Here is a 19,657-nt window from a genome sequence, read left to right on the forward strand (position 1 = left end):
CCAGGGCGCAGTGGAGAGCCCTCCGCACCACTACACTTCTCAACACATACACGCGTCAGGGCCCACAGTGTCGTGCGTCTACCACGCGGCTAGCCCCTCCACCGCCTGCGGCCGTCGGGACGGCCGTCCGCACTGGACTTGTGAGGACTCACGTGAGCTCGAAACCTGTCGTACTCATCGCTGAAGAGCTGTCGCCCGCCACGGTCGACGCCCTGGGTCCGGATTTCGAGATCCGGCACTGCAACGGCGCTGACCGCGCCGAACTCCTCCCCGCGATCGCCGACGTCGACGCCATCCTGGTGCGTTCCGCCACGAAGGTCGACGCCGAGGCCATCGCCGCCGCGAAGAAGCTCCGCGTGGTGGCCCGCGCGGGCGTCGGTCTGGACAACGTCGACGTCTCCTCGGCCACCAAGGCCGGCGTGATGGTCGTCAACGCCCCGACCTCCAACATCGTGACCGCCGCCGAGCTGGCCTGCGGTCTGCTGGTCGCCACCGCGCGCAACATCCCGCAGGCCAACACCGCCCTGAAGAACGGCGAGTGGAAGCGCTCCAAGTACACCGGGGTGGAGCTCAGCGAGAAGGTCCTCGGCGTCGTCGGCCTCGGCCGCATCGGCGTCCTGGTCGCGCAGCGCATGTCGGCCTTCGGCATGAAGATCGTCGCCTACGACCCCTACGTCCAGCCGGCCCGCGCCGCGCAGATGGGCGTCAAGCTCCTCAGCCTGGACGAGCTCCTTGAGGTCGCCGACTTCATCACCGTGCACCTGCCCAAGACCCCCGAGACCCTCGGTCTCATCGGGGACGAGGCGCTGCACAAGGTGAAGCCCTCGGTCCGCATCGTCAACGCCGCCCGTGGCGGGATCGTCGACGAGGAGGCGCTGTACTCCGCACTCAAGGAGGGCCGCGTCGCCGGCGCCGGCCTGGATGTGTACGCGAAGGAGCCCTGCACGGACTCCCCGCTCTTCCAGTTCGACCAGGTCGTCTGCACCCCGCACCTCGGCGCCTCCACCGACGAGGCCCAGGAGAAGGCGGGCATCGCGGTCGCCAAGTCGGTGCGCCTCGCACTCGCCGGTGAGCTGGTCCCGGACGCGGTCAACGTCCAGGGCGGCGTCATCGCCGAGGACGTACGCCCCGGCCTGCCGCTCGCCGAGAAGCTCGGCCGGATCTTCACCGCCCTCGCGGGCGAGGTAGCGGCCCGCCTCGATGTCGAGGTGTACGGCGAGATCACCCAGCACGACGTGAAGGTGCTGGAGCTCTCCGCGCTCAAGGGCGTCTTCGAGGACGTCGTCGACGAGACCGTCTCGTACGTCAACGCCCCGCTCTTCGCCCAGGAGCGCGGGGTCGAGGTCCGCCTCACCACCAGCTCCGAGTCGCCCGACCACCGCAACGTGGTCACGGTGCGCGGCACGCTCGGCAGCGGCGAGGAGGTCGCGGTCTCCGGCACGCTGGCGGGCCCCAAGCACCTCCAGAAGATCGTGGCCATCGGCGAGCACGACGTGGACCTGGCCCTCGCCGACCACATGGTCGTCCTGCGCTACCAGGACCGCCCCGGCGTGGTCGGCGCGGTCGGCAAGATCCTCGGCGAGGCCGGGCTGAACATCGCGGGCATGCAGGTGTCGCGGGCGGCGGAGGGCGGCGAGGCCCTGGTGGTCCTCACCGTCGACGAGACCGTCCCGCAGACGGTGCTGACTGAGATCGCCGACGAGATCGGCGCCTCCTCGGCCCGCTCGGTGAACCTCACCGACTGACGCACCCAGCACCCGTACGACCCCGGCTGCCGGGCGCCCCTTCACCGGGGTGCCCGGCAGCCGTTTGCGTAAGAAGCACCAACCCGCCCCTATGGGCCCCGGGTTGGGTCCTGGGGCCCACGACGGGTGAGGCGCCCCGACCCTAGGGTGACCGGTTGTCATGTCACTCATGGGCACCGGGGGTCGGATCACGTATGTCTGCTGTCGGTGGCATACCCGTAGCGGGAGGCCCGGCTCCGGCCCCGGCCCCGCGGCGTGACCTCCCGGGCCCGCTCGCCGCCGTGCGGGTGCTGCTCCTCGTCCTGGTCGGCGCGACGGCACTCGGCGCGATCGGCCTCTCCGGCTCCGCGATCGCCGCCGACGCCATGGGCGCGCAGGTGCTCGGCATCCTGCTGTACGCCTCCGCCCCCGGGGTGCTCTGCGCCCTGCTGGCCTGGCACCTGCGGACGGGCGGCAGGCTCGTCCGGTGGGGGATCGTCGCCGCCCAGGTCTGGCTGATCGCCGGGGGCCTCGGCAACCTGGCGGACGGTTCACCGGACGGCCTCACCCAACTGGTGCTGCCCGTCCTGATCCTGGTGCTGCTGAGCCGGGCGCAGAGCCGGGCGTGGTTCCTGCTGCCGCCCCGGGAGCGCGGGGAGCCGCCGAAGTTCTCGCTCCCGCACATGATCACCTGGAAGCGGGACCGGGGTCAGTCCGCGCTGGAGTACCTGGGCCTGGTCCTGATCGTCGTCGCGCTGATCGCGGCGCTGACGGTGGGGGGCCTCGGCGGCCGGATCACGGAGGGGCTCCAGTCGGCGATCTGCTCGCTCACCGGCAGCTCGTGCCCGGTCTCGGGCGGCAGCGGCTCGGTGGAGGCGGGGGACACGTCGGGCGGGACGGGGGCGGACGGGGGTTCGTCGCAAGGCGCTGACGGGGGTTCCTCCCAGGGTGCTGACGGGGGTGCGGACGGCGGTTCGTCGGGTGATGCCTCCGGTGGTACGGACGCGGGTTCGACCGTCACGGGCGGTACGGGAGCCTCCGGCGGCGACGCGACCGGCGGTACGGGTGCCACGGGCGGGACTGGTGGGACCGGCGGTGACACGACCGGCGGCGAGACCTCCGGCACCGAAGGCTCCACGGGATCATCAGGCTCCACCGGCACCACCTCCGGCACTACAGCAGGCGGCGGCACCGGCGGCCCCGACGACGACGGCCGCCCCGGCACCGGTGAGGACACCTTCCCCGAGGACCACGAGGAGCCCGAGGCCGCCTACGACATCCCCGCCTCCGCCGACGGGGACGGCGAGAGCGGCGGCGAGAAGGCCGACGAGCAGGAGGACTGTAGCGGCTGGGGCTTCTTCGGCTGCGCCTGGGACCGTACGACGCAGGTCTTCAAGGGCCTTGTGGTGGACGGCATCTGGGGCGACATCTCCGGGATCATCGACCTGTTCAAGCCCGAGACCTGGGCCGGGCTCGCGGAGTACGGACGGCAGCTCGGCGACCAGTGGCTGAAGGACTCCCAGGGCGCGGGCGACAAGTGGAGCGACGGCGACTACCTGGGCGCCCTCTGGGACTGGGGCAAGGCCTCCGTCAACACCGTGGTCACGGTCGGGGACGACGTCTTCGTCGGCGACGAGGTCCGCGAGCGCTGGAACAACGGGGAGAAGACCCGGGCCGTCACCGATGTGATCTGGAACGTCGGTTCGCTCTTCATCCCCGGCTACAACGTGGCCAAGGTGGTCGGCAAGGCCGGGAAGCTCGGCAAGGTCGGCAAGGTGGCCTCCGAGCTGGCGGACGCGGCGGGCGACGCGGGCGCGGCCGCGCGGCGGGCCCGCAAGGCGGCGGAGGCGGGAGACCTCGACGGCGTACGCAAGGCGGCGAAGGAGGCGGACGAGGCGGCCGACAGCGCCGAGGCCGCCGCGCGCCGGACCGGTTGTGTCATCGCCTCCGGGCCGTCGCCCCTGGTGCCGTACGGGGGCGGGTCGCCGGGCGGAGTCCCCGGCTCCGGTACGGGGGTCCTGGCGGGCGGTTCACCGGGCCGGGTGATCCTGGCCAACGGCGGCTGCGACGAGGCGGCCAAGAAGGCGGCGGCCGAGGCGCGGGCGGCGGAGCGGGCCGCTCACCTGGAGCAGAAGCGTCTTGAGGAGCCGGAGCGGGCGCGCAAGGCGCAGCTGGAGAAGAAGCAGCACCCGGAGCCGAAGCGCAACGACACCTCCGACCCGCGCAACTACAACCCGCCGTCCTGGGCGGACGACCTCAAGTCCCGCACCCTCGGTGACGCGGACGCGGGCGACGGCTACTGGGCGAGCCGGGACCGCAACCCCGCGCCCAACTGGAAGAACGAGTCCTGGCTGCGCTACCAGGAGCAGATCACCGGCACGAACCGGGGCCACGAGTACGTCGTCCCCCACCCGCACGAGGGCAAGCCGGCCGTGGAGTTCGACGGCTGGGACTCCTCCCGGCAGACGTATCTGGAGGCCAAGAACGGCTACGACAGCTATCTGTCCAAGTCCGACAGGGGCGCCCTCAACGAGTCCGGCAAGAACAAGTTCGTCACCGAGGCCCGCGCCCAGGTGCAGGCGTCCGGCGGGCGGACCGTGGAGTGGCACTTCTCCGACCCGGACGTGGCCAGGGCCGCGCGCAAGGCGTTCCGTGAGGAGGGACTGCCGATCAAGGTGGTCCACAGCCCGGCGAAGCCCAACGACAGCACGCGGAAGCCGGGGGCCTTCGACGAGTAGGCCGCGCCTGTACGCGAGGCCCCGCACGGAAGGCCGCAAGCCGAGTAGCCTGCGACGCGTGGTGATCCCCGGCCCCCGGCCGGGGGCCGCGTGGAGCGGGCCGGCCGACGGAGGAGAGACGAGCATGCAGCGTGTGGTGCGGGGCTTCTGGGGCCCCCGGGCGGAGCCGGTCGAGACAGTGGCCGACCGGTGGCTGCGGACCCTCGACGGACTCGCCGAGCTGGTCCCGCAGGCGGCCGACGCCTGGAGCCAGGTCCACAGCAGCGGTCCCGCCACCGCCCTCACCGCCGACCGGGACGCCCTGCTCGGCGCGCTCGCCACCGCCCGGAGCGCCACCGACTGGTCGGACGTCACCGGCACCGGGCTGCGGCTCGTCGGCACCGGGGCGCCCGGCTGGCAGGCCGAGGTCAGCGGACTGGCCGGGGGAGCGCCGGAGTTCCTGCTCCAGTCGCTCGCGGTCATCCTGCACGCCCCGGACGAGGCCGTGGTCCCCGAGGAGGCGCTTCTCACCCTGGTCGCCCGGGTGTGGGAGCCGGACTTCGGCGATGTGAGCGACGACGACGTGCTGGACGCGCTGGAGGACGACGCCGACTACTCCGTCGGCGATCCCGTCGTCGGGCGCGTCGGCTACCTCTCCCCGGCCCGCGCCGCCCTCGTCCCCGACGACCTGGGGACCGTACGCGAACCCCTGCCCGGCGGCGGGGAGTTGCTGAGCATCGCGGCTCCGGGCGACAGCGCTGCCGTGGTGCGGGTGTACGAGCGGCTGCGCGAGGCGGGGGCGCTGGCTCCGCTGCCCCGCCCGATGGACCGGGCCGTCCTGTGACCTGCCGGGCGGGCGAGGCCTTCGACGTGGAGCGTGCGACGGCGGAGGTGGCCGGGCTCCTGACCGCTCCGGTGCCGTCCGAGGGCCCCACCGCCGCCGCGGGCGACCCGGTCACCGGCGAGTGGACGGTCACCGTGGGGGAGGGCTTCCGGATCGTGCCGCTCTGGGAGGGCGACCCGCTCACCGGCGTGTACGCCCCCGAGTGGAACGACGCCGAGGAGGCCGCCGCGTCCCATCTCGCCGAGCTGGCCCGGGCGTTGGACGGCCGCTGGGGGCCGCACCGCACGGTGCGGCTGGACGGGCCGCTGATGCGGCGGCAGGCCGGCTCGCCGGTGGAGCCGCTGTTCGAGGCGCTGTTCGCCGAGGACCTGTACGGGGACCTGGAGGTCTGGGGCCCTGTCGGACCGGGCGGCCGGTGGATCGCCCTGATCTGCGGCCACAGCGACGGGGACGCGCCGTTCGTGCTGGCCGCCCTGGTCGGCGACCGCCCGCTCCCCGAACCGGCGGACGCCGACTGGCCGTTGTGAGCCCTGCCCGGTCCGGCCGGAGGGGGCCGCGGCCGCCGATGCGGAGGGGCCACGGGCCGCTGATAAGGTCCTGCGGCATCAGCCGTCATGTGTTGGAGAGGGTCCATGAAGCTGCTTCCCCTGTTCCTCCGACGGCCCATCGAAGCGGTGTACGAGCGCCGGCTGGCCTCCACCCTGGTCGGGCTGCCGCGCCCCCAGCACGTCGGCATCATGGTCGACGGCAACCGGCGCTGGGCCCGCAAGGCCGGGCACACGGACGTCCGCGAGGGGTACCGGGCGGGCGGCGCCAAGGTGACCACGTTCCTCGGCTGGTGCACGGCCGCCGGGATCGAACACGTCACCCTCTTCATGCTCTCCGACGACAACCTGGGCCGCCCCGCCGAGGAGCTGGGCCCCCTGATCGAGGTCATCGAGGAGACCGTCCGGGACATCACCGCCGAGGGCCGGGACTGGGAGGTCCAGGTGATCGGCTCCCTCGACATGCTGCCCGGCACCAGCGCCCAGGTGCTCAAGGAGGCCACCGCCGCGACGACCGGGCGCGGCGGCCTCAAGGTGGACGTGGCCGTCGGCTACGGCGGCCGGCGCGAGATCGTCGACGCGGTGAAGCGGGCCTTCGAGGAGCACATGGCGGCCGGGGGCGACCCGGCCGAGCTGGTCGCCCGGTTCGGGATCGACGACATCTCCCGCCACCTCTACTCGCCGATCGCCGACCACACCGACTTCATCATCCGCACCTCCGGCGAGCAGCGGCTCTCCGGCTTCCTGCTCTGGCAGTCCGCCTACGCCGAGATGCACTGGGTGGACTGCTACTGGCCGGCCTTCCGCCATGTGGACTTCCTGCGCGCCCTGCGCTCGTACGCCAACCGGGAACGCCGTTTCGGCAAGTGACGGGGCCCGCGGAGCCGCCCCCACAGCAGCCCTCTACAGCCGCGCCCGCTTCACCGCCATGTGCAGCAGCAGCCGGTCCTCGCCGTCGGCCAGGTCGAGGCCGGTGATCTGTTCGATGCGGGAGAGGCGGTAGTAGAGCGTCTGGCGGTGGATGCCCAGCTCGGCCGCCGTCCGGCTCGCCTGGCCCGCGCAGTCCAGGAACGCTTCCGCCGTGTGCGCCAGCTCCTTGTGCAGCGGGGTGAGCAGCGAGGCGACCGCCGGGTCGGCGGGGTCGGTGCCGGTGCCGGGGAGGGCGGTGAGCAGGCGGTACGGGCCGATGGCCGACCAGCGGGCGACCGGGCCGAACCGGGTCTCGGCCCGGGCCGCGCGGGCGGACGCCACCGCCTCGCGCCAAGAGGCCGGCAGCGCGTCCAGGCCCCGCCGGGGCGCCGCGATCCCCCCGGTGGCCCCCGGCCCCGCCCCCGTACGCAGACGTTCGGCGGCGCTCACCGCCGGGTCCAGCCGGTCCGCCGAGCGCAGCCGGATGAGCGCGGCCAGCGAGACGGCTCCGGCGCCCCCGGGCGGGGAGACCGCCGCCAGGGCGGCCGCCGAGGCCACGCCCCGTACCGACGGGGTGTCGTCCGCCCCCCACGGCGTCACGCACACCACCGTGTGCAGCCCCTCCGCGTCCTGCCCCAGCGCCTCCCGCAGCGCCGCGACCGCCGTGTCGTGCTGCCGCCCGGGCCCGGCCGTGAGGACCGCGCCGAACTCCCGGGAGAGGTCCGCGCCCGCCCGGGCCTCGTCGGCGAGCAGCGCCCCGATCCGGGCGGCGACCTCCATCGCGGCGGCCAGCCGGTCCTCGGTCGGCCCGGGGTCGGTGTCGAGGAGCCAGACGTAACCGAGGACGACACCCCGATGGCGTACCGGAAGGCAGATCCTGTCCCGGAAGACCCCGGCCTCCGGGGCGGCGGGGATGCGGACCGGGCCGGTCGCCCGGGTGATGCCGAACCCCTCGAACCAGGCGCGGACGGCCGGGGTGGAGCGGCGGGTCAGGATCGACCGGGTGCGGACCGGGTCCATCGCCGTGTCGTCGTCGCTGTCATGGGCCCCGAAGGCGACCAGGCCGAAATCGCGGTTCTCCAGGGTGGCGGGGGCGCCGAGGAGGGCGGAGATCTCGTCGACCAGTTCCTGGTAATCGCCTGTCACACCGCCATTCTCGCACCCCTCCCCGCCGTTCTTCATACAGATGTCTGAGATGGCGGCCACGGATGCGTGACAGGTGTCGATGGCACAGGGCGGAAGGGGTACCTAGATTTCACAGTGGTTATCCGTGCCGTACCGGTCTGTTCATGCCCGTTCATCTACGTTCATGTATCTGCCGTTACGCCCCCTCTCGTCCGTACATTCGTGGAGGTACCCCGTGCTGGGTCCCGTGATTCTCGCCGCGTCCCGCAGCGACAAGATGCGCCGGTTCGTCTCGGCCGCGCCCGGCACCAAGCAGGTCGTCGACCGCTTCATCGCCGGGGAGAGCGTCGACCAGGTCGTCCCGATCGTCCAGGACGCCGCGGACAAGGGGCTGGAGGTCACCCTCGATGTCGTCGGCGAGGACATCACCACCCCCGCGCAGGCCGAGGCCGCCCGCGACGCCTACCTGGAGCTCATCGAACGCCTGAAGGTCCTGGACCTGGGCCCCCGCGCCGAGATGTCCGTGAAGCTGTCGATGTTCGGCCAGTCCCTCCCGTCGCCCGCCGCCACCCTCAACGGAGAGCCCTCCGGGCTCGCCCCCACATTCCCGGGCGGCCATGAGCTGGCCCTCGCCAATGTGCGTCCCGTCGTCGAGGCGGCGGCCGCCATCGGCACCACGGTCACCCTGGACGCCGAGGACCACACCACCCTCGACTCGATGTTCGCCATCCACGAGGAGCTGCGGAAGGACTTCCCGCAGACCGGCTGTGTCATCCAGTCCTACCTGTTCCGCACCGAGGACGACGCCCGCCGCCTGGCCGCCGCCGGCAGCCGCGTCCGCATCGTGAAGGGCGCCTACAAGGAGCCCGCCTCCGTCGCGTACCAGGACAAGGCCGAGATCGACAAGGCGTACGTCCGCATCACCAAGATCCTGATGGCGGGCGAGGGCTACCCGATGATCGGGTCCCACGACCCCCGTCTCATCGCCATCGCCCAGGAGCTGGGCCGCCAGTACGGGCGCAAACTGGATGAGTACGAGTTCCAGATGCTGTACGGCATCCGCAGCGACGAGCACATCCGGCTCGCGGCCGAGGGCCACCGGATGCGCGTCTACACGGCGTACGGCACCGACTGGTACGGATACTTCATGCGCCGCCTCGCGGAGAAGCCGGCCAACCTGCTGTTCTTCGGCCGCTCGGTCCTCACCAAGGGCTGAGCACTCCGGCCCCGACCCGGGGCCGAACCGGCCACGGCCGACCCACCCACCCCCGCCGACACCAAGGAGACAAGGCAACCATGGACGCCGTCACCCAGGTCCCCGCGCCGGTCAACGAGCCGGTCCACTCCTACGCCCCGGGCTCCCCGGAGCGCGCCCGTCTGGAGGTGAAGCTCAAGGAGCTCGCCGACAACCCGATCGACCTGCCGATGACCATCGGCGGCGAGAAGCGGATGGGCGGCGGCGAGCGTGTGAACGTCGTACAGCCGCACAACCACCAGGCCGTCATCGGCACCTTCGCCGGGGCCACCCAGCAGGACGCCCAGGACGCCATCGACGCGGCCCTCGCCGCCGCTCCGGCCTGGCGCGCGATGTCCTTCGACGACCGCGCCGCGATCATCCTGCGCGCCGCCGAGCTGCTGTCGGGCCCCTGGCGCGAGACGCTGGCCGCCTCCACCATGCTCGGCCAGTCCAAGACCGCCCAGCAGGCCGAGATCGACACCCCCTGCGAGCTCGTCGACTTCTGGCGCTTCAACGTGCACTACGCGCGCCAGATCCTCGCCGAGCAGCCCCCGGCCAACTCCCCGGGCGTGTGGAACCGCATGGACCACCGCCCGCTGGAGGGCTTCGTCTACGCGATCACGCCGTTCAACTTCACGGCCATCGCGGGCAACCTCCCCACCGCCCCCGCCCTCATGGGCAACGTCGTGGTGTGGAAGCCGTCCCCGACCCAGACCCACGCCGCCGTGCTGCTGATGCAGCTGCTGGAGGAGGCCGGTCTGCCCAAGGGCGTCATCAACCTGGTCACCGGCGACGGCAAGGCCGTCTCCGAGGTGGCGCTGAACCACCGCGACCTGGCCGGCATCCACTTCACCGGCTCCACCCCCACCTTCCAGCACCTGTGGAAGACGGTCGGCAACAACATCGCCAACTACCGCACCTACCCGCGGCTCGTCGGCGAGACCGGCGGCAAGGACTTCGTCGTCGCGCACCCCAGCGCCGACCGCGCCGTGCTGAAGACCGCGCTGACCCGCGGCTCCTTCGAGTACCAGGGCCAGAAGTGCTCCGCTTCCTCCCGTGCGTACGTCCCCGCCTCCATCTGGAACTCCGGTTTCAAGGAGGAGTTCGCGGCCGAGGTCGACTCCATCAAGATGGGTGACGTCACCGACCTGAGCAACTTCATCGGGGCCGTCATCGACGAGCGCTCGTTCGCCAAGAACAAGGCCGCGATCGACCGCGCCAAGTCCGACCCGGCGTGCGAGATCGTCGCGGGCGGTACGTACGACGACTCGGTGGGCTACTTCGTCCGCCCGACCGTCATCGTCTGCTCGGACCCCGAGAACGAGGTCTTCACGACCGAGTACTTCGGCCCGATCCTCGCGATCCACGTCTACGAGGACGCGCACTACGACGCCATGCTGGAGCAGATGGAGTCGGTCTCCGACTACGCGCTGACCGGCTCGGTGATCGCGGGCGACCGCGCGGCGGCCGCGTACACGATGGACAAGCTCCGCTACGCCGCGGGCAACTTCTACATCAACGACAAGTCGACCGGCGCCGTCGTCGGCCAGCAGCCCTTCGGCGGCGGCCGCGCCTCCGGCACCAACGACAAGGCGGGCGCCCCGCAGAACCTCCAGCGCTGGACCCTCACCCGGGCCATCAAGGAGACCCTGGTCGCGCCGACCGAGTACACCTACCCCCACCAGGGCTGACCCCCTCCCCGGGGCGCCGCAGCACGACGCCCCGGGCTCCAGGGGCCGAGCCCCTTCCCGAGCACCGCCCCCCGTCCGGTCCCCCAACCGGCCGGGGGGCGGTTTCCATGTACGCGGGCTCCCGCCACGCGCCCCCGGGGCCACGCGGTCTTGTGGTGAAGGTAATGAACATGTCAAATTCCTTCTCGGTACGTCCCCACACGTCACCCGAGAAGGAGTTCCCCCATGAGACGCGACTCCCGCGCGCCCCTGAGCCTTTCCCTGCTGCTCCTCGTCGGCGCCCTCGGCCTCGGCGCCACCCCCGCCACCGCCGCCGAAGTCCACTCCGCCGCTGCCCCCTCGGCGATCCCCTCCGCGTCCGCGTACGCACTCGACGCCACCGTCGAACGCACGCTCGGCGCCGACACCGCCGGAACCTACCTGGACCGCACGACCGGCGAACTCGTCGTCACCGTCACCACCGACCGGGCCGAGGAGCAGGCCCGCGCCACCGGGGCCACCGTGCGCCGGGTGGCCCGCAGCGCCGCCCAACTCGACGCCGCCATCGAGACCCTGGAGGCCGAGGCGAAGATCACCGGCACATCCTGGGGCGTCGACCCGCGCACCAACCAGGTCGCCGTCGAGGCCGACTCCTCCGTCTCCGCACGGGACATGGCCCGCCTCGAAGCCGTCGCGAAGCGGCTCGGCGGGGCCGTCAGCATCAGCCGCGTACCCGGCGTCTTCCACCGCGAGGTGCTGGGCGGTGGAGCCATCTACGGCGGCGGCAGCCGCTGCTCGGCCGCCTTCAACGTCACCAAGGGCGGCGCCCGTTACTTCGTGACCGCCGGACACTGCACCAACATCTCCGCCAACTGGTCGGCCAGCTCCGGCGGTTCGGTCATCGGTGTCCGCGAGGGCACCAGCTTCCCGACCAACGACTACGGCATCGTCCGCTACACCGACGGCTCCTCGCCCGCCGGAACCGTCGACCTCTACAACGGCTCCACCCAGGACATCACCTCCGCCGCCAACGCCGTCGTCGGCCAGGCGATCCGCAAGAGCGGCTCCACCACCAAGGTGACCTCCGGCACGGTCACCGCCGTCAACGTCACCGTCAACTACGGTGACGGGCCCGTCTACGGCATGGTCCGCACCACCGCCTGCTCCGCCGGAGGCGACAGCGGCGGCGCCCACTTCGCCGGAACCGTCGCCCTCGGCATCCACTCCGGCAGCTCCGGCTGCTCCGGCACCGCGGGCTCGGCCATCCACCAGCCGGTGGTGGAGGCGCTCCAGGCGTACGGCGTCTCGGTGTACTGAGCCGGTGCACCGACCTCGCGGCGCACCGAGCCGTGAGCCCCGGGGTACGGAGCCGCCACGACCGGCTCCGTACCCCGGATCGCCCCTGCGTGCCTGGTCGGAGCGGGTGCCTGGGAAACTGGGATCATGACCGAGCTCCCCGCGGTGCGCGCCGCCCACACCTATGAGCTGACCGCGGCTGTACGGGACGAGATCCGCACCCTGCTGGACTCCGCCTTCGAGGGCGACTTCAGCGACGACGACTGGGAGCACTCCCTCGGCGGCGTCCACGCCCTGGTGCGCGACACCGGCGGGCTCCTCATCGCCCACGGCTCCATCGTCCAGCGCCGGGTGCTCCACGACGGCCGCTCGCTGCGCGCCGGATACGTCGAAGCCGTCGCCGTCCGCGCGGGCCGCCGCCGCCAGGGGCTCGGCCACCGGGTGATGGGCGCGCTGGAGCGGGTCGTCGACGGGGCGTACGAGTTCGGCGCGCTCTCCGCGTCCGACGCGGGCGCGGCGCTCTACGCGGCGCGCGGCTGGCAGGTGTGGCCGGGCGGCCTCGCCGCCCTCGGCCCGCACGGAACCGTGGCGCTGCCGGGGGAGGAGGGCTCCACCTACGTCCGCCCGGCCGCCGGCCACGCGCTGCCCCCGGCCACGTACCCCCTGGTCTTCGACTGGCGCGAGGGCGACCTGCTGTAGGGCGGGCGGAAGACGGCTGGTCGGAGAGGTGCCGTCTCAGATAGTAGGAAGTCCGACTAACTGTGGGGACAGATCGGCCGGACTGTCCTAGCTTTGTAGAAGCCGAACGAATCGCTCGATCGAGTGACTGTGGCGGTCGCGGGCGCACGCCCCTGAGCAGGTGACCCCTGTGGCGTACGCTCCCCGCTCCTTCCGGCACCTCGAAATCCGATCCCGGCCCGGCCTCGGCGCCGCACCGCGATGTGCGGCCTGCCCCCGGCATCCACGCGATCTCAAGGAGTCGATCCACCATGGCCAACACCACCACCCGCCGCGTCCGCCACTCCTCCCGCCAGGCCGAGGCCGAGCGCAAGAACGCCGCCGCCGCCCTCCAGCGCGCCCTCGACCGCCGGGACAACGGCGGCGCGACCGGCCACTGAGCCGCCGCGCCCGGCCGCGCGGGCCGCAGTGCCCGCCCCGCGCGCACCACTCGCCGCTCGCCCCCACCCCGTAACGCCCGTACACCGCCCCGAACGCCTTTGCGCTCGTCCGCATGGTGGACGTCGGATGTCATGGGGTGGGACGCACCGTTAGGCTTCCCGCATGTCTCGCAGCATCGATCTCGCAGTGATCCCCGGTGACGGAATCGGCCAGGAAGTTGTGGCCCAGGGCCTCAAAGTCCTCAACGCTGTCCTCCCGCAGGATGTGAAGCTGGAGACCAAGGAGTACGACCTTGGCGCCCAGCGCTGGCACCGCACCGGCGACACCCTCCCGGACGCGGAGCTGGAGGCGCTCAAGAACCACGACGCCATCCTCCTCGGCGCGATCGGCGACCCGTCCGTGCCCTCCGGCGTCCTGGAGCGCGGGCTGCTGCTGAAGCTGCGTTTCGCCTTCGACCACTTCATCAACCTGCGCCCCTCCAAGCTCTTCCCGAACACCGCGACCCCGCTCGCCGGCCGCCCCGACATCGACTTCGTCGTCGTCCGCGAGGGCACCGAGGGCCCGTACACCGGCAACGGCGGCTCGCTGCGCACCGGCACCCCCGCCGAGGTCGCCACCGAGGTCAGCGTCAACACGGCGTACGGCGTGGAGCGCGTGGTCCGGGACGCCTTCGAGCGGGCGGCCGCGCGCCCGCGCAAGAAGCTGACGCTGGTCCACAAGAACAACGTCCTCGTCTACGCCGGCCACCTGTGGAAGAACACCTTCGACAAGGTCGCCGCCGAATACCCGCAGGTCTCCACCGACTACCTGCACGTCGACGCCGCGACGATCTTCTTCGTCACCCAGCCGGAGCGCTTCGACGTCATCGTCACCGACAACCTCTTCGGCGACATCCTCACCGACCTCGCCGCCGCCGTCACCGGCGGAATCGGCCTGGCCGCCTCCGGCAACATCAACCCGACGGGCGCGTTCCCGTCGATGTTCGAGCCGGTCCACGGCTCCGCCCCCGACATCGCGGGGCAGGGCAAGGCCGACCCGACCGCCACGGTCCTCTCCGTCGCCCTCCTGCTGCGCCACCTCGGTTACGAGGCCGAGGCCGTGCGCATCGAGGACGCCGTCTCCGCCGACCTCGCGGAGCGCGACGGTGCCGCTGCCACGCGTACGACCGACGAGATCGGCGACGCGCTCGCGGTACGCGTAGCGAGCTGACCCGACGACTCCACTTCGAAGCCGCCGGGTCGCATCAGCGCCCGGCGGCTTCTCCTGTGCGGCCCCCGGGTGCCACCATCGACCCCTGGACCGCAAACCCACCATTTCGTGCCTGGCCCCCCGCGGGAGATAATCGAACGCGGGGCCGCGGCTCGCGGTGAAGCTCGGACGTCCTAGGACCTGGCCGGAAAGTGCCGGGCCGAGACGGGCGTGGGCGCGGTCCATCACACACAAGACCGGTGAAGGACACGCACTCATGACGACGCCCACGATCGAGCTCAAGCCCTCCTCGAACCCGCTGTCCGACGCGGAGCGCGAGGCGATCCTGGCCAGCCCCGGATTCGGCCGGCACTTCACCGACCACATGGTGACGATCCGCTGGACCGAGGGCCGCGGCTGGCACGACGCCGAGCTGGTCCCCTACGGTCCGCTGTCGCTGGACCCGGCCAACATGACCCTGCACTACGCGCAGGAGATCTTCGAGGGGCTGAAGGCCTACCGCCAGCCCGACGGCTCGGTCGCCTCGTTCCGCCCCGACGCCAACGCCCGCCGCTTCCAGCGCTCGGCCGCCCGCCTCGCCATGCCCGAGCTGCCCGTCGAGACGTTCATCGCGGCGTGCGACGCGCTGGTCCAGCAGGACAAGGCGTGGGTCCCGGCGCACGGCGGCGAGGAGTCGCTGTACCTGCGCCCGTTCATGATCGCGACCGAGGTCGGCCTCGGCGTGAAGCCGGCCAACGAGTACCTCTTCCTGGTCATCGCCTCGCCCGCCGGCGCCTACTTCCCCGGTGGTGTGAAGCCCGTCTCCATCTGGCTCTCCGAGAACCGCGTCCGCGCCGTCCCCGGTGGCATGGGCGACGCCAAGACCGGCGGCAACTACGCGGCCTCCCTGCTGGCCCAGGCCGAGGCCGCCGAGCACGGCTGCGCCCAGGTCGCCTACCTCGACGCCGTCGAGCACAAGTGGGTCGAGGAGCTCGGCGGGATGAACCTGTACTTCGTGTACGAGCAGGAGGACGGCTCCAAGAAGATCATCACGCCCGCCCTCACCGGCTCCCTCCTCGCAGGTGTCACCCGCGACTCCCTCCTCAAGGTCGCCCGCGACCTCGGTTACGGCTCCGAGGAGGGCCGTATCTCCATCGACCAGTGGCGCGACGACACCGCGAAGGGCACCCTCACGGAGGTCTTCGCCTGCGGCACCGCCGCCGTCATCACCCCCGTCGGCCTCGTGAAGACCGCGAGCGACGAGTGGAACCAGGGCGACGGCACCCCCGGCGAGGTCACCATGAAGCTGCGTGACCGCCTGCTGGACATCCAGCGCGGCATCGCCGAGGACACCCACGGCTGGATGCACCCGCTCGGCTAGGGCTTCGCGCCCAGGAACAGGCCGCACCCGGCGCCCAGCCGGTGCGGCCTTTTTCCCGCCCGAGGAATAGAGCACCGCTCGAAAGTGACCGGAGAAAACTTCCGTACGGCTTCCAAAAGTGGTTAGAGTGGCGCTCTAAAGTGCTACGACCAGGAGCCCCCATGTCCGCCACCCCCGCCCCCTTCCGCATGCCCCCCGAGTGGGCGCCCCACGAGCGCACCTGGATGGCCTGGCCCGGGCCCAACCCCACCTTCGCCTCCGACGCCGAGCTGGAGGAGGCCCGCCGCGCCTGGGCCGCCGTCGCCCGGGCCGTACGCCGGTTCGAGCCGGTCACGATGGTCGTCGGGCCCGGGCAGGAGGAGGGGGCCGCCGCCCTGCTCGGCCCCGATGTGGAGCTGGCCGTCCGGCCGCTGGACGACGCCTGGATGCGGGACATCGGCCCCACCTTCGTCACCGACGGCCGCACCCTCGCCGCCGTCGACTGGACGTTCAACGGCTGGGGCGCCCAGGGCTGGGCCCGCTGGGAGAGCGACCAGCACATCGCCCGGGCCGTCGCCGAGCTGACCGGCACCCCCGCCCACAGCTCCCCGCTCGTCAACGAGGGCGGCGCGATCCACGTCGACGGCGAGGGGACCGTCCTGCTCACCGAGACCGTCCAGCTCGGCAAGGAGCGCAACCCCGGCTGGAGCAAGGAGCGGGTCGAGGCGGAGATCCACGCCCGCCTGGGCACCGAGAAGGCCATCTGGCTGCCGCGCGGGCTGACCGGCGACTACGGGACGTACGGCACGCTCGGCCATGTCGACATCGTCGCCGCCTTCGTCCGCCCGGGCACGGTCGTCGCCCACGTCCAGCCGGACCCGGCCCACCCCGACCACGAGGTCACCCGGGAGCTGCTGGCGGTGCTGCGGGCCGCCACGGACGCAAAGGGGCGCCCGCTGGAGGTCATCGAGGTGCCCGCGCCCACCGTGCTCCGCGACGAGGACGGCGAGTGGGCCGACTACTCCTACATCAACCACTACCTCTGCAACGGCGGCGTGGTCCTCTGCGCCTTCGACGACCCGCGCGACGAGGAGGCCGCCGCGATCTTCCGGGACCTGTTCCCGGACCGTACAGTGACCCTCGTCGATGCCCGTACGATCTTTGCCGGCGGTGGAGGCATCCACTGCATCACCCAGCAGCAGCCGAAGGTCTGACACCCGGCAGCCCAAGGCCGCCCCACCCCGAAAGCCCGGTCCCGTCCCATGCCCCCCGCCCCCCGCCGCACCCACCACGCCGCCCCGCCCCGCGAGGACGTCCTGGCCGCCGCCATGGCCACCATCGCCGCACGCGGTCTGGACGGGCTGACCATGGCGGGGCTCGGGCGCGAGGTCGGGATGAGCAGCGGGCACCTCCTCTACTACTTCCGCACCAAGGACGAGCTGCTGCTCCGGACCCTGGAGTGGAGCGAGAACCGCCTCGGGGCCGAGCGCCGCGCCCTCCTCGCCGAACCGGGCACCGCCCGCGAGCGGCTGGACGCGTACATCGACCTCTACCTCCCCGCCGGCCACCGCGACCCGCACTGGACGCTCTGGCTGGAGGTCTGGGGCCGCTCGCAGAACGCGGACGACGACGCCCGGGCCCGGCAGGCCGCCATCGAGGGGGCCTGGCACCGGGACCTGGTGGCGCTGGTCGCCGAGGGGGTCTCGCGGGGGGAGTTCCGGGCGGTGGACGCGGACCGGTTCGCGACCCGGCTGCGGGCGCTGCTGGACGGGTTCAGCGTGCATGTGACGGTCGGGATCCCGGGGACGGGCCGGGAGCAGGTGCTGAGCCAGGCGGCGGAGTTCCTGGACGAGACACTGACGCCGGCCGCCCCGTGACGGACGCGACCGGTGCCACGACCGGGGTCCTGAAGCGCGATGCGACCAGCGTCACGACCGCATCCTGAGACACCACCGTCACGGACGCGTCACTGTGCGAGACTTCTGCCGTGTCCTCGTTCGTCATGATTATTGGCAGCAGGCGCGCCGGTCCGCAGTGACCGTCCCGTACCACCATGTGCGGCACGGCCACCGTGCCCCAGACCCGCGCGCAGACCTCTCGCACCCGCGAGGGGTTTTTTCGTTTTCCGGCCCCCACCCGGGCCGGGCGGAGCGCGCGGGATGATGGGGGCAAGTGGAGCTGGGGGCTGTTCCGGGTTCCCCGGTACAGCCCCAGACCGTCCGGATCCACTCATCCGACAGGAGTCAGATCAGCATGACCACCAAGGCCAACGCCACCGACGACAGTTTCCATGTCTTCGACACCACACTGCGCGACGGTGCTCAGCGTGAGGGCATCAACCTGACGGTCGCCGACAAGCTGACCATCGCCCGGCACCTGGACACCTTCGGCGTCGGGTACATCGAGGGCGGCTGGCCGGGTGCCAACCCGCGCGACACCGAGTTCTTCGCCCGGGCCCAGCAGGAGATCGCATTCGAGAACGCCCAGCTGGTGGCGTTCGGCGCGACCCGCAGAGCCGGTGGCAGCGCGGCGACGGACCCCCAGGTGCAGGCGCTCCTGAACTCCGGTGCCCCGGTGGTCACGCTGGTCGCCAAGGCGCACGACCGCCATGTGGAGCTGGCCCTGCGCACCACCCTGGACGAGAACCTGGAGATGGTCCGCGACACCGTCTCCCACCTGCGTGAACAGGGCCGCCGGGTCTTCGTGGACTGCGAGCACTTCTTCGACGGCTACCGGGCCAACGCCGAGTACGCCAAGTCCGTGGTCCGTGTGGCGTACGAGGCGGGCGCCGAGGTCGTCATCCTCTGCGACACCAACGGCGGCATGCTCCCCGCCCAGGTCCAGGCGGTCGTCTCCACGGTCATCGCGGACACCGGGGCCCGGCTCGGCATCCACGCCCAGGACGACACGGGCTGTGCGGTCGCCAACACCCTGGCGGCCGTGGACGCGGGCGCCACCCACGTCCAGTGCACGGCCAACGGCTACGGCGAGCGCGTCGGCAACGCCAACCTCTTCCCCGTGGTCGCGGCCCTGGAGCTGAAGTACGGCATGAAGGTGCTGCCCGAGGGCGCGCTCGCCGAGATGACCCGGATCTCGCACGCCATCGCGGAGGTCGTCAACCTCACCCCCTCCACCCACCAGCCGTACGTGGGTGTCTCGGCCTTCGCCCACAAGGCCGGGCTGCACGCCTCCGCGATCAAGGTCGACCCCGACCTGTACCAGCACATCGACCCGGAGCTGGTCGGCAACACCATGCGGATGCTGGTCTCCGACATGGCGGGCCGCGCCTCCATCGAGTTGAAGGGCAAGGAGCTGGGCGTCGACCTCGGCGACGACCGCGCCCTGGTCGGCCGGGTCGTGGAGCGGGTCAAGGAGCGCGAACTCCAGGGCTACACCTACGAGGCCGCCGACGCCTCCTTCGAACTCCTGCTGCGCGGCGAGGTGGAGGGCAGGGCCCGGCGCTACTTCCGTACGGAGTCCTGGCGGGCGATCGTCGAGGACCGCCCCGACGGCACCCACGCCAACGAGGCCACGGTGAAGCTCTGGGCCAAGGGCGAGCGCATCGTCGCCACCGCCGAGGGCAACGGCCCGGTCAACGCCCTGGACCGGGCCCTGCGCGTCGCCCTGGAGCGGATCTACCCCCAGCTCGCCAAGTTGGAGCTGGTCGACTACAAGGTCCGTATCCTGGAAGGCCGTACGGGCACCGAGTCCACCACCCGGGTCCTGATCACCACGGGCGACGGCGACGCCGACTGGGCCACCGTGGGCGTCGCGGAGAACGTCATCGCCGCGTCCTGGCAGGCGCTGGAGGACGCGTACACCTACGGGCTGCTCCGCGCGGGTGTGGAGCCCACCGAGTAACGCGCCCCGTCCCGCCCGCGAGAGACCCGCGACAGACCCGCCGAAGCCGCCGTCCCGACCCG

General features: G+C 72.1%; 16 protein-coding genes. 15 read left to right on the forward strand and 1 reads right to left on the reverse strand.

The window, feature by feature from the left end:
• Nucleotides 1-152: 152 nt before the first annotated feature.
• The 5 genes from serA to GTY67_RS25425 all read left to right on the forward strand — a co-directional run bounded on the left by serA (nt 153) and on the right by GTY67_RS25425 (nt 6,700).
• Nucleotides 153-1,745 carry a phosphoglycerate dehydrogenase gene (gene serA / locus GTY67_RS25405; RefSeq protein WP_093692567.1) on the forward strand — a complete coding sequence of 531 codons (1,593 nt, stop codon included), beginning with the start codon at nt 153-155 and terminating at the stop codon, nt 1,743-1,745.
• A gap of 194 nt (nt 1,746-1,939) precedes the next feature.
• Nucleotides 1,940-4,462, forward strand: a complete 2,523-nt coding sequence (locus tag GTY67_RS25410) for a Tox-REase-5 domain-containing protein (RefSeq protein ID WP_202462346.1) — start codon at nt 1,940-1,942, stop codon at nt 4,460-4,462.
• A 124-nt stretch (nt 4,463-4,586) separates the two neighbouring features.
• Nucleotides 4,587-5,285 carry a hypothetical protein gene (locus tag GTY67_RS25415; RefSeq protein WP_093692569.1) on the forward strand — a complete coding sequence of 233 codons (699 nt, stop codon included), beginning with the start codon at nt 4,587-4,589 and terminating at the stop codon, nt 5,283-5,285.
• On the forward strand, nt 5,282-5,812 hold the full coding sequence (locus GTY67_RS25420) for a hypothetical protein (RefSeq protein ID WP_093692570.1): 531 nt from the start codon (nt 5,282-5,284) through the stop codon (nt 5,810-5,812). Before GTY67_RS25415 ends, GTY67_RS25420 begins: the two co-directional genes overlap by 4 nt.
• Nucleotides 5,813-5,917: 105 nt before the next feature.
• The gene (locus GTY67_RS25425) at nt 5,918-6,700 is read left to right on the forward strand and encodes an isoprenyl transferase (RefSeq protein ID WP_093692571.1); all 783 of its coding nucleotides are present in this window, start codon (nt 5,918-5,920) and stop codon (nt 6,698-6,700) included.
• A gap of 33 nt (nt 6,701-6,733) precedes the next feature.
• Here the strand turns inward: GTY67_RS25425 and GTY67_RS25430 are convergent, their stop codons facing one another.
• Entirely contained in the window at nt 6,734-7,885 is a 1,152-nt protein-coding gene (locus GTY67_RS25430; protein WP_161280404.1) for a helix-turn-helix domain-containing protein, read from the reverse strand.
• Between the two features lie 214 nt (nt 7,886-8,099).
• On the opposite strand from GTY67_RS25430, the gene GTY67_RS25435 reads away from it, so the two are divergent.
• From GTY67_RS25435 to cimA, 10 genes are all read left to right on the forward strand, one after another.
• A complete protein-coding gene (locus tag GTY67_RS25435; RefSeq protein WP_093692573.1) occupies nt 8,100-9,080 on the forward strand; it encodes a proline dehydrogenase family protein in 981 nt (326 codons plus the stop codon).
• An 80-nt stretch (nt 9,081-9,160) separates the two neighbouring features.
• Entirely contained in the window at nt 9,161-10,792 is a 1,632-nt protein-coding gene (pruA, locus tag GTY67_RS25440) for an L-glutamate gamma-semialdehyde dehydrogenase (RefSeq protein WP_093692574.1), read from the forward strand.
• Between the two features lie 225 nt (nt 10,793-11,017).
• On the forward strand, nt 11,018-12,088 hold the full coding sequence (locus GTY67_RS25445; protein ID WP_161280405.1) for a S1 family peptidase: 1,071 nt from the start codon (nt 11,018-11,020) through the stop codon (nt 12,086-12,088).
• 126 nt (nt 12,089-12,214) lie between these two features.
• The gene (locus GTY67_RS25450; protein ID WP_161280406.1) at nt 12,215-12,766 is read left to right on the forward strand and encodes a GNAT family N-acetyltransferase; all 552 of its coding nucleotides are present in this window, start codon (nt 12,215-12,217) and stop codon (nt 12,764-12,766) included.
• A gap of 290 nt (nt 12,767-13,056) precedes the next feature.
• Nucleotides 13,057-13,185 (forward strand): hypothetical protein, encoded by a 129-nt coding sequence (locus GTY67_RS35360; RefSeq protein ID WP_093692577.1) that lies wholly within the window; start codon nt 13,057-13,059, stop codon nt 13,183-13,185.
• A 163-nt stretch (nt 13,186-13,348) separates the two neighbouring features.
• Nucleotides 13,349-14,395 (forward strand): 3-isopropylmalate dehydrogenase, encoded by a 1,047-nt coding sequence (locus tag GTY67_RS25455; protein WP_093692578.1) that lies wholly within the window; start codon nt 13,349-13,351, stop codon nt 14,393-14,395.
• 256 nt (nt 14,396-14,651) lie between these two features.
• Nucleotides 14,652-15,755, forward strand: coding sequence for a branched-chain amino acid aminotransferase (locus GTY67_RS25460; RefSeq protein ID WP_093692579.1), 1,104 nt, complete (start codon nt 14,652-14,654; stop codon nt 15,753-15,755).
• A 161-nt stretch (nt 15,756-15,916) separates the two neighbouring features.
• Entirely contained in the window at nt 15,917-16,948 is a 1,032-nt protein-coding gene (locus GTY67_RS25465) for an agmatine deiminase family protein (RefSeq protein ID WP_161280407.1), read from the forward strand.
• 48 nt (nt 16,949-16,996) lie between these two features.
• Nucleotides 16,997-17,611: a TetR family transcriptional regulator C-terminal domain-containing protein gene (locus tag GTY67_RS25470; protein ID WP_161280408.1), complete on the forward strand. Its 615-nt coding sequence runs from the start codon at nt 16,997-16,999 to the stop codon at nt 17,609-17,611.
• A gap of 376 nt (nt 17,612-17,987) precedes the next feature.
• Nucleotides 17,988-19,595 carry a citramalate synthase gene (gene cimA, locus GTY67_RS25475; protein WP_161280409.1) on the forward strand — a complete coding sequence of 536 codons (1,608 nt, stop codon included), beginning with the start codon at nt 17,988-17,990 and terminating at the stop codon, nt 19,593-19,595.
• Nucleotides 19,596-19,657 lie beyond the last annotated feature (62 nt).

The sequence above is a fragment of the Streptomyces sp. SID8374 genome, assembly GCF_009865135.1.
Classification (GTDB): domain Bacteria; phylum Actinomycetota; class Actinomycetes; order Streptomycetales; family Streptomycetaceae; genus Streptomyces.